The 13,930-nt window shown below is 60.7% G+C and carries 9 protein-coding genes and 1 pseudogene; 8 read left to right on the forward strand and 2 right to left on the reverse strand.

Features of this window, described 5'->3' with window-relative positions:
- The first annotated feature begins 269 nt into the window (after positions 1–269).
- The gene (locus tag BFC21_RS02740) at positions 270–1,136 is read left to right on the forward strand and encodes a pirin family protein (protein ID WP_088377121.1); all 867 of its coding nucleotides are present in this window, start codon (positions 270–272) and stop codon (positions 1,134–1,136) included.
- Between the two features lie 111 nt (positions 1,137–1,247).
- Here the strand turns inward: BFC21_RS02740 and BFC21_RS02745 are convergent.
- Together BFC21_RS02745 and BFC21_RS02750 are read right to left on the reverse strand one after the other, a co-directional pair.
- Positions 1,248–2,436: pseudogene (locus tag BFC21_RS02745) on the reverse strand (acetyl-CoA C-acyltransferase family protein).
- 39 nt (positions 2,437–2,475) lie between these two features.
- Positions 2,476–3,396 carry a LysR family transcriptional regulator gene (locus BFC21_RS02750; RefSeq protein ID WP_088377123.1) on the reverse strand — a complete coding sequence of 307 codons (921 nt, stop codon included), beginning with the start codon at positions 3,394–3,396 and terminating at the stop codon, positions 2,476–2,478.
- Positions 3,397–3,529: 133 nt separating this feature from the next.
- Between BFC21_RS02750 and leuC the strand changes: the two genes are divergently transcribed.
- The 7 genes from leuC to BFC21_RS02785 all read left to right on the forward strand — a co-directional run bounded on the left by leuC (position 3,530) and on the right by BFC21_RS02785 (position 13,534).
- Positions 3,530–4,963 carry a 3-isopropylmalate dehydratase large subunit gene (gene leuC, locus BFC21_RS02755; RefSeq protein ID WP_016780500.1) on the forward strand — a complete coding sequence of 478 codons (1,434 nt, stop codon included), beginning with the start codon at positions 3,530–3,532 and terminating at the stop codon, positions 4,961–4,963.
- Positions 4,960–5,604: a 3-isopropylmalate dehydratase small subunit gene (gene leuD, locus BFC21_RS02760; RefSeq protein WP_016780501.1), complete on the forward strand. Its 645-nt coding sequence runs from the start codon at positions 4,960–4,962 to the stop codon at positions 5,602–5,604. Before leuC ends, leuD begins: the two co-directional genes overlap by 4 nt.
- 155 nt (positions 5,605–5,759) lie before the next feature.
- Positions 5,760–6,527: a class I SAM-dependent methyltransferase gene (locus BFC21_RS02765; protein WP_016780502.1), complete on the forward strand. Its 768-nt coding sequence runs from the start codon at positions 5,760–5,762 to the stop codon at positions 6,525–6,527.
- Between the two features lie 56 nt (positions 6,528–6,583).
- Positions 6,584–7,666, forward strand: a complete 1,083-nt coding sequence (gene leuB / locus BFC21_RS02770) for a 3-isopropylmalate dehydrogenase (protein ID WP_016780503.1) — start codon at positions 6,584–6,586, stop codon at positions 7,664–7,666.
- A gap of 68 nt (positions 7,667–7,734) precedes the next feature.
- Entirely contained in the window at positions 7,735–8,847 is a 1,113-nt protein-coding gene (gene asd / locus BFC21_RS02775; protein ID WP_016780504.1) for an aspartate-semialdehyde dehydrogenase, read from the forward strand.
- A gap of 1,221 nt (positions 8,848–10,068) precedes the next feature.
- Positions 10,069–11,079, forward strand: coding sequence for an aspartate-semialdehyde dehydrogenase (locus tag BFC21_RS02780; protein WP_016780507.1), 1,011 nt, complete (start codon positions 10,069–10,071; stop codon positions 11,077–11,079).
- A 61-nt stretch (positions 11,080–11,140) separates the two neighbouring features.
- Positions 11,141–13,534 (forward strand): FimV/HubP family polar landmark protein, encoded by a 2,394-nt coding sequence (locus tag BFC21_RS02785; RefSeq protein WP_120265656.1) that lies wholly within the window; start codon positions 11,141–11,143, stop codon positions 13,532–13,534.
- The last annotated feature ends 396 nt before the right edge of the window (positions 13,535–13,930 follow it).

The following is a 13,930-nucleotide window of genomic DNA, read 5'->3' on the forward strand; positions in this document are numbered from 1 at the left end:
GACGCAGCGCGATTGAGAAACCAGAAACAGGTTTTTTAAATAGTTGGTTTTCAGCTTCAGGCCGCAGTGGCGAGCCTTTGTGGGAGCGGGCTTGCTCGCGATGCGGGCGACGCGGTTTTCCTGGTAGACCGCATTGACAGGATCGCGAGCAAGCCCGCTCCCACAGGGGGGGTTGTTCTATTTGTGGAACGAACAGTGCCAAAAAGCCTATCTAGTCTTGTGGGTGAAGCGAATCTATAGTGGTGCTCATGATTTACAGGAGGTGCAACATGAAAAAGATTCTGGGTGTTTATCAAGCGCCACGCCCTCATTGGGTCGGCGATGGTTTTCCGGTTCGCACGATGTTTTCCTACGACAGCATGGGCAAACACATCAGCCCATTTTTGCTACTGGATTACGCCGGGCCAGCCGAGTTCACGCCCACTACAGAGCGTCGTGGGGTAGGCCAGCATCCGCACCGTGGTTTTGAAACGGTGACCATCGTCTACAAGGGCGAAGTCGAGCACCGCGACTCCACTGGTAACGGCGGGGTGATCGGCCCGGGTGATGTGCAGTGGATGACGGCCGCATCGGGGATCCTGCATGAGGAGTTCCATTCCGAGGCGTTTGCCCGCAGTGGCGGCCCCCTGGAGATGGTGCAGCTATGGGTCAACTTGCCTGCAAAGGACAAAATGGCTGCGCCGGGTTATCAGGGCATTGTCGACAGGGATATCCCTGACCTGGCGCTCAAGGACGATGCCGGCCGGTTGCGCCTGATTGCCGGTGAATTCGACGGCCAGCGCGGCCCGGCGCGCACCTTTACCGACATCGACGTGTGGGATATCCGTCTGCACGCAGGCAAGTCGGCCACCTTCGATCTGCATCAAGGGCGCAACACGGCGCTGGTGGTGTTGCACGGTGCGGTGACGGTCAATGACCAGGACGTTGTACGTGAAGGCCAGCTGGCGCTGTTCGAGCGTGACGGTTCGCAGATCCGCCTGCAGGCCACCGACGATGCGGTGCTGCTGATTTTGAGCGGCGAACCGATCGATGAGCCGATTGTCGGGCACGGCCCGTTTGTGATGAACACCGATGCCGAGATCCATCAGGCGTTCGTGGACTTCCAGTCGGGCAAGTTCGGCCGCATGCAGGCGTAACGACGCTGTCTGTGGGAGCCGGGCTTGCCCGCGATGGCCTCGCCGCGGTTTGCCTGCCAGACCGCGGGGCCTCAATCGCGAGCAAGCCCGCTCCCACCAGCGAGTGCATTATCAAGCCCGCTCGAAGATCACCGCTATGCCCTGGCCGCCACCAATGCACATGGTCGCCAGGGCGTAGCGGCCTTTGATCCGGTGCAGCTCATGGATGGCCTTGGTCGCGATGATTGCCCCCGTGGCGCCCACCGGATGGCCCAGGGCGATGCCCGAACCGTTGGGGTTGACCTTGGCCGGGTCCATGCCCAGTTCCTGCATCACGGCGCAAGCCTGGGCGGCAAAGGCGATATTGGCTTCGATCACGTCCATATCCTCGATCTTCAACCCCGCCCGTTTCAACGCCAGCCGCGTCGCCGGTATCGGCCCCAAGCCCATCAACTCTGGCTCTACCCCCGCATGGGCGTAGGCCACCAACCGCGCCATCGGCGCAAGATTGCCCGCCTGTACCGCCGCACCAGTGGCCAGCACCAGCGCCGCTGCACCATCATTGAGCCCAGATGCATTGCCCGCGGTCACGCTGCCGTCTTTCTTGAAGGCCGGTTTCATCTGCGCCAGCTGCTCCAGGGTGGTGGCACGCGGGTGCTCATCGTGCTGGAACAACACACTGCCTTTGCGACTGCGTACTTCGACTGCGGCGATCTGGCTGTCGAAATAACCCCGGGCGATGGCCCGGGCGGCACGCTGCTGGTCTTCAAGCGCCAGCGCATCCTGGGTCTGGCGGCTGATGGTGTTGCGCAGGGCGATATTTTCGGCGGTGACGCCCATATGGATGCCGTGGAACGGGTCGTGCAGGATGCCCAGCATGTAATCGAGCATCTGCGTATCACCCATGCGCGCGCCCCAACGGGCAGCGGGCAGCGGGCATCAGGTACGGGCCGCGGCTCATGGCTTCAGCCCCGGCGCCAATGGCGAACTCGGCGTCGCCGACCATCAGGGTATGGGCGGCCGAGATGATTGCCTGCAAACCCGAGCCGCACAGGCGGTTGACGTTGTAGGCCGGTGTCTCCTTGGGAATCCCGGCATTCATCGCCGCAACCCGCGCCAGATAGGCATCCTGGGGTTCGGTGGGAATAACGTTGCCCATCACCACATGGCCGATACGCTCGGGGTCGACCTGGCTGCTTTGCAGCGCGGCTTTTACCGCAGTGCTGGCCAGATCGCACAGGGGCACGTCCTTGAGCGAGCCACCAAAGGTGCCAATGGCCGTGCGCCGGGCGCTGAGGATGAAAATGTCAGAAGCGTGCATGGCGAGTCCTTATTGTTTTATCGGGCCAAATGCGCGGGATTATTTCACCCGAATACGGGATTGAGCGTCGTCCGTTTGTGCAGGCAGGGTATCTACCTGGCTGTCGAGCAGGGTCATAAAGGCATGGGCGGCATTGGACAGGGTACGTTCGGTATGCAGGATATACCCCAGCTGGCGGGTCAGCTGGATACCCGGCAGGGCAATCGAGGCCACTTGCTCATCGAGCATGGTGCGCGGCAACACGCTCCAGGCCAGGCCGATGGACACCATCATCTTGATGGTCTCCAGGTAGTTGGTGCTCATGGCGATGTTGGGTGTCAGGCCCTGGGCTTCGAACAGACGATGGACGATATGGTGGGTAAAGGTATTACCGCCGGGGAACACCGCCGGGTGGCGGGCAATATCGGCCATGCTCACGGCTTTTTGCCGGGTCAGGCTGTGCTCCGGGGCCACCACGAAATCCAGCGGGTCATCCCATACAGGTACGGCGCGAATCAGTGAGTGAGGCTCAGGGGCGAGGGTGATCACCGCCAGTTCTGCACGACCGTGGAGAATTTCGTCGTAGGCCACTTCTGAATCGAGAAACTGAATATCCAGCGCGACCTTGGGGTAAGTGCGGGTGAACTCGCGCAGCAACGGTGGCAGGCGGTGCAGGCCGATATGATGGCTGGTGGCCAGGGTCAGGCGCCCGCTGACTTCGCCATTGAGGTTGTTAAGCGCCCGCCGCGTGTCATCCAGCACGTTGAGGATCTGATAGGCGCGGGGCAGCAAGGCCCGGCCCGCCTCGGTCAGGCTGACCTCGCGGCCCAGCCGGTCGAACAGCCTGAGCTTGAGTTGCTGCTCGATGCTGGCGATGCGTTTGCTGATGGCCGGCTGGGTCAGGAACAGCCGTTCGGCGGCCCCGGAAAAGCTGCCGGTTTCGGCAATGGCAATAAACGCGTTGAGATTCGCGAGATCCATCTATTCGAATTCCTGTTGGTTATCCAAAGCATAAAAATTATGAATTTGAGTTATTCACTGTAACCCCATAGGATCGACCTCACAAGCCAAGTGGTTATTGGCACAGAAAAGAAGCTGATGAGGAAACCGTCTGATGGCCGGCAAAACGCTCTACGACAAGCTCTGGGATTCGCATTTGGTCAAGCAGCGCGACGATGGCTCGGCGCTGATCTACATCGACCGTCACATCATCCACGAAGTGACGTCGCCGCAAGCCTTTGAAGGCCTGCGACTGGCCGGGCGCAAGCCTTGGCGCATCGATGCCAACATCGCGACCCCGGACCACAACGTACCGACCACGCCGGAGCGCAAGGGCGGGATCGAAGCGATTGCCGATCAGGTTTCCCGTCTGCAGGTACAAACCCTCGACGACAACTGTGACGAATACGGCATTACCGAATTCAAGATGAACGACGTGCGCCAGGGCATCGTTCACGTGATCGGCCCGGAGCAGGGCGCCACCTTGCCGGGCATGACCGTGGTCTGCGGCGACTCGCACACCTCGACCCACGGCGCCTTTGGTGCGTTGGCCCACGGTATCGGCACTTCCGAGGTGGAGCATGTGCTCGCCACCCAGTGCCTGGTGGCGAAAAAAATGAAGAACATGCTGGTCTCGGTCGAAGGGCAATTGCCGTTCGGCGTGACCGCCAAGGACATCGTGCTGGCGGTGATCGGCAAGATCGGCACTGCGGGCGGCAATGGCCACGCCATCGAATTCGCCGGCAGCGCGATTCGCGACCTGTCGGTTGAAGGCCGCATGACCATCTGCAACATGTCCATCGAAGCCGGTGCCCGTGTGGGCCTGGTGGCTGCGGACCAGAAGACGGTCGATTATGTGAAGGGCCGTCCGTTCTCGCCGAAAGGCGTTGAATGGGACCTGGCGGTAGAAGCCTGGAAAGACCTGGTGTCCGATGCCGATGCCAAGTTCGATACCGTGGTTGAACTCGACGCCGCGCAGATCAAGCCGCAAGTCAGCTGGGGCACCTCGCCCGAGATGGTCCTGGCCGTTGATCAGAACGTGCCGGACCCGGCTCAGGAAGCCGATCTGGTCAAGCGTGGCTCGATTGAACGTGCGTTGAAGTACATGGGTTTGACCGCCAATCAGGCGATCACCGATATCCAGCTCGACCGCGTGTTTATCGGTTCGTGCACCAACTCACGGATCGAAGACTTGCGTGCTGCGGCCGTAATTGCCAAGGGTCGCAAAGTGGCGTCCACCATCAAGCAGGCGATCGTGGTGCCGGGTTCGGGGCTGGTCAAGGCACAGGCTGAAGCAGAAGGTCTGGACAAGATTTTCCTGGAGGCGGGCTTTGAATGGCGTGAGCCGGGTTGCTCAATGTGCCTGGCGATGAACCCTGACCGCCTGGAGTCTGGCGAGCATTGTGCATCCACCTCCAACCGTAACTTCGAAGGCCGTCAGGGCGCCGGTGGCCGTACCCACCTGGTGAGCCCGGCAATGGCCGCCGCCGCCGCTGTAAACGGTCGTTTTATCGACGTCCGCGAATTGATCGAAGGGAGCGCAGCATGAAGGCTTTTACTCAGCACACCGGTCTGGTTGCGCCGTTGGATCGTGCCAACGTCGACACCGACCAGATCATTCCCAAGCAGTTCTTGAAGTCGATCAAGCGCACCGGCTTTGGCCCGAACCTGTTTGACGAATGGCGCTACCTGGATGTGGGGCAGCCGTACCAGGACAATTCCAAACGCCCGTTGAACAAGGATTTCGTGCTCAACGCCGAGCGCTACCAGGGCGCCAGCGTGTTGCTGGCCCGGGAAAACTTCGGTTGCGGCTCCAGCCGCGAGCATGCGCCGTGGGCGCTGGAAGAGTACGGCTTTCGCAGCATCATCGCGCCGAGCTACGCCGACATTTTCTTCAACAACAGCTTCAAGAACGGCCTGTTGCCGATCATCCTGAGCGACGCTGAAGTGGATGAGTTGTTTGCCCAGGTTGAAGCCGAGCCGGGTTACCAGCTCAAGATCGACCTTGAGGCGCAAACCGTGACCCGCCCGGATGGCAAAGTGTTGAGCTTCGAGATTGATGCGTTCCGCAAGCATTGCCTGCTCAACGGCCTGGACGATATCGGCCTGACCTTGCAGGACGGCGATGCGATTGCCGCGTTCGAAAGCAAGCACCGCGCAAGCCAGCCGTGGTTGTTTCGCGACGCTTGATCGAAGAACTGTGGGAGCGGGCTTGCTCGCGATGGCATCACCTCGATTAGCCAGATGCACCGAGTTGTCTGTATCGCGAGCAAGCCCGCTCCCACAGTGGTAATGCGTTCCCCTGTGGAAGCTGCATCTATCTTGAGCATTAAAAGGAATTTTTCATGACCAGCACCGCCCGGCATAACCAGGTTGTACAAAAGCAATTCGGTGAGCAGGCCTCGGCTTATCTGAGCAGCGCCGTGCATGCGCAAGGTGCCGAATTCGCCTTGCTGCAGGCCGAACTGGCGGGCAAGTCGCAGGCGCGGGTACTGGACCTGGGGTGTGGTGCCGGCCATGTGAGCTTTCATGTAGCGGGGCTGGTCAAGGATGTGGTGGCCTACGACTTGTCGCAGCAAATGCTCGATGTAGTCAGTGCTGCTGCAACCGCTCGCGAACTGGGCAATATCAGCACCGTTTGCGGCGCGGCAGAACGCTTGCCGTTTGCCGACGGCGAGTTCGACTATGTGCTCAGCCGTTACTCGGCGCACCACTGGAGTGATCTGGGCGTGGCCCTGCGCGAAGTGCGCCGGGTGCTCAAACCAGGCGGCGTGGCGGCATTTATCGATGTGATCTCACCCGGCAGCCCGTTGTTCGACACCTATCTGCAAAGTGTCGAGGTGCTGCGCGACACCAGCCATGTGCGTGACTATTCAACCGCCGAGTGGCTGCGTCAGGTCAGTGAAGCCGGTTTGCATACCCGTAGCACACAGCGTCAGCGTTTGCGTTTAGAGTTCAGCTCCTGGATCGAGCGCATGCGTACGCCACAGGTCATGAGCGCGGCCATCCGCCAGTTGCAGCAGTCGATGGGCGCCGAAGTACGCGATTATTTTGAAATTGAAGCCGATGGCACGTTCAGCACCGATGTGCTGGTGCTGTGGGCCGAGAAGTAACCTGAATATTTCCGGGTGCGCCTGCGGGGGCATCAACAGACAAGAAAGAGGAACCCATGAGCAAGCAGATTCTGATTCTCCCAGGCGACGGTATCGGTCCGGAAATCATGGCCGAAGCGGTCAAGGTGCTGGAGCTGGCCAGTGACAAGTTCAACCTGGGCTTCGAGCTGACCCACGACCTGATCGGCGGCGCAGCCATCGACCAGCATGGCGTGCCGCTGGCTGACGAAACCCTGGAGCGCGCCCGTGCGGCCGACGCTGTGTTGCTGGGCGCCGTGGGTGGCCCGAAATGGGACAAGATCGAGCGCGACATTCGCCCTGAGCGCGGCCTGCTGAAAATCCGTGCGCAACTGGGCCTGTTCGGCAACTTGCGCCCGGCGATCCTGTATCCGCAATTGGCTGATGCATCGAGCCTCAAGCCGGAAATCGTTGCGGGCCTGGATATCCTCATCGTCCGTGAATTGACCGGCGGCATCTACTTCGGCGCCCCGCGCGGCACCCGTGAGCTGGAAAACGGCGAGCGTCAGGCCTATGACACGCTGCCGTACAGCGAAAGCGAAATCCGTCGCATTGCCCGCGTCGGTTTCGACATGGCCCGTGTACGTGGCAAAAAGCTGTGTTCGGTGGACAAGGCCAACGTACTGGCTTCCAGCCAGCTGTGGCGCGAAGTGGTCGAACAAGTGGCCAAGGATTACCCGGACGTCGAACTGAGCCACATGTACGTCGACAACGCCGCGATGCAACTGGTGCGCGCACCCAAGCAATTTGACGTGATCGTGACCGAGAACATGTTCGGCGATATCCTGTCCGACCAGGCTTCGATGCTCACCGGGTCTATCGGCATGCTGCCTTCGGCGTCCCTGGACACCAACAACAAGGGCATGTACGAGCCTTGCCACGGTTCGGCGCCGGATATCGCGGGGCAGGGCATTGCCAACCCGCTGGCGACCATTTTGTCGGTGTCGATGATGCTGCGTTACAGCTTCAATCAGACCGCCGCTGCCGATGCTATCGAACAGGCCGTCAGCCTGGTTCTGGACCAGGGTTTGCGTACCGGTGACATCTGGTCGGCGGGTTGCACCAAGGTCGGTACACAGGAAATGGGCAATGCAGTAGTCGCGGCGCTGCAGAATCTGTAATCTCTCGGGCCCGTTACTTCCTGTTGGTGGAAGTAACGACCCCACTTTTTGTTAAAGGTGTAGTTGCGATGAAACGTGTAGGTCTGGTCGGTTGGCGCGGTATGGTTGGTTCCGTGCTCATGCAGCGGATGCTGGAAGAGCAGGATTTCGATCTGATCGAGCCGGTGTTTTTCACGACTTCCAATGTCGGTGGACAAGGTCCGTCCGTGGGCAAGGATATTGCTCCGCTCAAGGATGCTTACAACATTGAAGAGCTGAAAACCCTCGATGTAATCCTGACCTGCCAGGGCGGCGACTACACCAGCGAGGTTTTTCCCAAGCTGCGTGAGGCGGGCTGGCAAGGTTACTGGATCGATGCGGCGTCGACCCTGCGCATGCAGGATGATGCGGTCATTATTCTGGATCCGGTCAACCGCAAGGTTATCGACCAGCAGCTGGATGCCGGCACCAAGAACTATATTGGCGGCAACTGCACCGTCAGCCTGATGCTGATGGGCCTGGGTGGCCTGTTTGAAGCGGGTCTGGTGGAGTGGATGAGTGCCATGACCTACCAGGCGGCCTCGGGCGCCGGTGCGCAGAACATGCGTGAGCTGATCAAGCAAATGGGCACCACCCATGCTGCAGTCGCCGATCAACTGGCCGACCCGGCCAGCGCGATTCTGGATATTGACCGCCGTGTGGCTGAAGCCATGCGCAGCGATGCTTACCCGACTGAAAACTTCGGCGTGCCATTGGCCGGCAGCTTGATCCCGTGGATCGACAAGGAGCTGCCAAACGGTCAAAGCCGCGAAGAGTGGAAAGCGCAGGCAGAAACCAACAAGATCCTGGGTCGCTTCAAGAACCCGGTTCCGGTGGATGGTATTTGCGTGCGTATCGGTGCGATGCGTTGCCACAGTCAGGCCTTGACCATCAAGCTGAACAAGGACGTGCCGATTGCGGATATCGAAGCCCTGATCAGCCAGCATAACCCTTGGGTCAAGCTGGTACCGAACCAGCGTGAAGCGAGCATCCAGGAACTGAGCCCGACCAAGGTGACAGGCACCCTGAATGTGCCGGTAGGCCGTCTGCGCAAGTTGAACATGGGTTCGCAGTTCCTCGGTGCCTTCACCGTGGGCGACCAGTTGTTGTGGGGTGCGGCCGAGCCGTTGCGCCGCATGCTGCGGATCTTGCTGGAGCGCTGATTCGCTCCCGGCAGGCTAAAGCCCGCATCCCGCAAGGGATGCGGGCTTTTTATTGGGCGGGCTTGCCCGCGATGGTATCGAAGCGGTCTACCTGAACGGACTGCATCGCCTGCATCGCAGGCAAGCCAGCTCCCACAGGCAGTGCTGTGCCACATTAAACGGCGGCATGCAGGATCATTGTGGGAGCGGGCTTGCCCGCGATGGTATCGAAGCGGTCTACCTGAACGGACTGCGCCGCCTGCATCGCAGGCAATCCAGCTCCCACAGGCAGTGCTGAGCCACATTAAGCGGCGGCATGCAGGATCATTGTGGGAGCGGGCTTGCCCGCGATGGCAGCGACGCGGTCTGCCTGAACGAACTGCACCGCCTGCATCGCAGGCAAGCCAGCTCCCACAGGTAGTGCTGAGCCGCATTAAGCGGCGGCATGCAGGATCATTGTGGGAGCGGGCTTGCCCGCGATGGCAGCGACGCGGTTTACCTGAACAGACTGCATCGCCTGCATCGCAGGCAAGCCAGCTCCCACAGGCAGTGCTGAGCCACATTAAGCGGCGGCATGCAGGATCATTGTGGGAGCGGGCTTGCCCGCGATGGTATCGAAGCGGTCTACCTGAACGAACTGCACCGCCTGCATCGCAGGCAAGCCAGCTCCCACAGGCAGTGCTGTGCCACATTAAGCGGCGGCATGCAGGATCATTGTGGGAGCGGGCTTGCCCGCGATGGTATCGAAGCGGTCTACCTGAACGGACTGCATCGCCTGCATCGCAGGCAAGCCAGCTCCCACAGGCAGTGCTGTGCCACATTAAACGGCGGCATGCAGGATCATTGTGGGAGCGGGCTTGCCCGCGATGGTATCGAAGCGGTCTGCCTGAACAGACTGCATCGCAGACAAGCCAGCTCCCACAGGCAGTGCTGTGCCACATTAAACGGCGGCATGCAGGATCATTGTGGGGGCGGGCTTGCCCGCGATGGTATCGAAGCGGTCTACCTGAACGAACTGCGCCGCCTGCATCGCAGGCAAGCCAGCTCCCACAGGTAGTGCTGTGCCACATTAAGCGGCGGCATGCAGGATCATTGTGGGAGCGGGCTTGCCCGCGATGGCAGCAACGCGGTCTGCCTGAACAGACTGCGCCGATCTTGCAGGATCAAATCGGCCAGGTGCGTTGCCTGTAACGGTTGTGCCCGGTACAGTGCCGCTCCCCACGTTTCGCCTGAGGTAGACCCATGACCCCGTCCTTTGATATCGCCGTTGTTGGCGCCACCGGCACTGTCGGTGAAACCATCGTACAAATGCTCGAAGAACGGGAGTTCCCGGTCGGCAAGCTGCATTTGCTGGCCAGCAGTGAGTCTGACGGGCAGTCGGTGCCGTTCCGCGGCAAGAACGTGCGGGTGCGCGATGTCGATGCATTCGATTTCAGCAGCGTGCAACTGGCCTTCTTCGCCGCTGGCCCTGCCGTAACCCTGAGCTTTGCCGCCAAGGCCAGTGCAGCCGGTTGCATGGTGATCGACCTGTCTGGCGCATTGCCTTCAGCACAGGCGCCGCATGTGGTGCCTGAAGCCAACGCCCAGGTGCTCGACAGTTTGAAAAAACCGCTGCAGGTCAGCAGCCCGAGCCCTTCTGCGACCGCTCTGGCCGTGGTGTTGACGCCCTTGCGTGGATTGATGGACATCCAGCGGGTGAACGTCACCGCCTGCATGGCGGTCTCGACTCAAGGCCGTGAAGCGGTCTCGGAGCTGGCGCGCCAAACCACTGCACTGTTGAATCTGCACCCGCTGGAAACCAGCTTCTTTGATCGTCAGATGGCGTTCAATGTGCTGGCCCAGGTCGGTAAACCGGACGCTCAGGGGCATGTGCCCCTGGAAAAACGTTTGGTTCATGAGCTGCGCGAAGTGCTGGGTATGCCTACGCTGAAGGTGTCGGCCAGCAGTGTGCAAGTGCCGGTGTTTTTTGGCGACAGCTTCAGCGTGTCGTTGCAACTGGCCGGGCCGGTGGATCTGGAGGCGGTCAATGCTGCGCTGGAAGCGGGCGCCGGGATCGAGCTGGTCGACGCGGATGATTACCCGACCGCCGTGGGCGATGCCGTAGGCCAGGACGTCGTGTATGTCGGCCGGGTGCGCCACGGTGTGGACGACACCACGGAACTTAATCTGTGGTTGACGTCAGATAATGTGCGCAAGGGTGGCGCACTCAATGCCGTGCAGTTGGCTGAGTTGTTGATAAAAGACCAGCTGTAAAAGATACTTGGCTGCTATACAGGTCTCGTGGGACGAGGTCTGTACCAATAAGGAAGAGGCTATGGTTCAGGTTCGCAAATTGGTGTTGGCAATCGCTGCCGCTTCGGCGCTGTCATCCGGCATGGCACAGGCGCTTGAGCTCGGGGAGCTGACGCTCAAGTCGACTCAGAACCAGCCGCTGCTGGCAGAAATCGAGCTGCTTGATGTCAAGGACCTGACTGCCGCGCAAGTGGTGCCAAGCCTGGCCCCCGAGCAGGAATTCAGCAAGGCCGGGGTGCCGCGCCCAGCCTATCTGGAGGATCTGCGTTTCACGCCGGTGATCAATGCCGACGGCAAGAGCGTGTTGCGTGTTACGTCCAGTCAGCCGCTGTCCGAACCTTTCGTCAAATTCCTGGTGCAGGTGATGTGGCCCAACGGCCGCTTGATGCGCGACTACAGCGTGTTGTTCGATCCGGCCAAGTTCTCGCCGCAAACGGCTGCGGCAGCATCGGCCTCGACGCCTGGCGCCACAGCACCTGCGCAATACACCACCACCGCCCGTGACACCCTGTGGGAAATCGCAGCCAAGGCCCGCAACGGTGGCTCGGTGCAGCAGACCATGCTGGCCATTCAGGCTCTAAACCCTGATGCCTTTATCAACGGCAATATCAACCGCCTTAAAACCGGCCAGGTGCTGCGTTTGCCCAGTGCCGAGCAAAGTGTGCAATTGCCTCAGGCCAAGGCCGTCAGCGAAGTCGCGGCGCAAAACGCCGACTGGCGCAATGGCCGGCGAACCGTACCGCTGGCGCAGCAGTTGGATGCCACCGGGCGTAAGCCTGTGCCAATCCCGGCTGCCAAAACCGTGCATGCGGATGCCCTGAGCCTGGTTTCAGGCCAGGCAGGCAAGGGCGCTGCCGGTGATGCGAAGCGTTTGAGCGACAAGCTGGCGATGACTCAGGAAGGGCTGGACTCCAGCCGCCGTGAAAATGCCGAGCTGCAAAGCCGGATGCAGGATTTGCAAAGCCAGTTGGACAAGTTGCAACGCTTGATTCAATTGAAGAACGATCAGTTGGCCAGGCTGGAGGCCGACAAAGGCACGCCTGTTGACCCGACCATTGCGATGCCGGCACAGCTTGCGGCACCGGCAGAAGACGCCCCTGAAGCCGATATTGCTCCTGCCAGCGAAGGTGCGCCTGCTACGGCGGTGGCGCCAAGCCCGGTTGAAAACGCGGCAGCGCCCGGCAACGAGCGCAAGCTCCAGGACTTGCTGGGCAGTCCGCTGCTGCTGGGCCTGATCGGCGGCGGGGCGATCTTGCTGTTGTTGCTGCTATTACTGCTTGTGCGCCGTCGCAATGCCTTGCAAGAAGCAGAGAAACACGCGCGGATGGCCCGCGACCTTGAGCATGAAGCCGAGTTTTCGGCTGACCTGGACATGCCGCAGAGCAGTTTCGAAGGGCTTGAAACGCCCTCGCGCAGCGTCAAGCTTGACTCGGCACCGGCACCGGCACCGGCACCGGCACCGGCACCGGCACCGGCACCAGCACCTGTGGTTGAGACCGTGGCGCCTGTGGTCGCTGCCGTCTCCCTGGCCAAGCCTGCTGCGGATGTGCTGGACGAGGCTGAGCGATTGATCGGCCAGCGCCAACTGAGCCAGGCCGAAGCACTGCTCAAGGCGGCAATCGAGCAGGAGCCGCAACGCAGTGATCTTCGTTTAAAACTGATGCAGGTGTACGGCGAGCAAGGCGCGCGCGAAGACTTTGTTGCCCAGGAACGGCAACTGGTTGCCAATGGCAAGAATCACGCCCAGGTCGAGCAGCTTAAACAGCGTTACCCGGGCATGGTAGCGGCTGCGGCAGCGGGCATCGCCACGGCGGCAGTTGCCACCCAGCTACAGGCGCAGTTTGTCCAGGACATGATGCGTGACGATCGCAAGGTCGAGGCTGAGCCTGAACTGATTCCGCCAGTCGAAGCGTTTGATCACGATTTTGACCTGAGCCTTGATGAGCTCGAAGCTGCTTCGCCCACCGTGCTGGCGACCGAACCGAGCCCCGACAAACCGGCGGCCGACAGCTTTGAAGCCGTGCTCGAGCAACAGGCCCAGGCGGCGCAAGAGCAAGCGTCGAGCCCTGATCTGGAGCTGCCATCGGACTTCGATTTGTCCCTGGCACCCGAGAGTGTACCGCCCGCAGCACAGCCAGACAGCTTTTCCCTGGAGCTGGACAAGGTCAATGCCGAGTTGCATCGTCTGTCGCAAAGCCTTGAGCAGTCATCGCTGGAGCAGCCCTTTGCAGATGATGAGCCGGAGTTCGACTTCCTGTCGGGCGCCGATGAGACCGCCACCAAACTCGATCTGGCCCAGGCCTATATCGATATGGGTGACGACGAGGGTGCGCGGGATATTCTTACCGAAGTCATGGAAGAGGGTAATCCACAGCAACAGGCTGAAGCCCTGGAAATGATGGCGCGCCTGACCTGAGTGCAATGCATGTAGATACTCTGTTGCCGGTCAATGGCTCTATGTAGCAGCTGACTCGCGCAGCGAGGCTGAGTCCGGCTTGGCGCACCAAACCTGACGTAGCCTCGTTCTACTCGTCAACTGCTACAGGTGCAGCGTGATCCAGATGTGAATTCTGTAGCAGCTGCCGAGGAACGAAGGCTGCGTCAGAGTGCGAAGCGCTCGTAAAGCCTGAGTGAACGATCTTCTTGCCGGTCCGTGCTTCTGGTTTTACGGCGACTTCGTCACCGGACGCAGCCTTCGTTCCTCGGCAGCTGCTACGCGGTATTGCGCGCCTCAGCGTGAAATGTTTCATGGCGTCTTGCCGGGTGCGCCTTATAATGGCGCCTTTGCGTTTATGATCAGGCTGTAACTCCT

The organism is Pseudomonas sp. TMW 2.1634 (genome assembly GCF_001703595.1).
Lineage (GTDB): Bacteria > Pseudomonadota > Gammaproteobacteria > Pseudomonadales > Pseudomonadaceae > Aquipseudomonas > Aquipseudomonas fragi.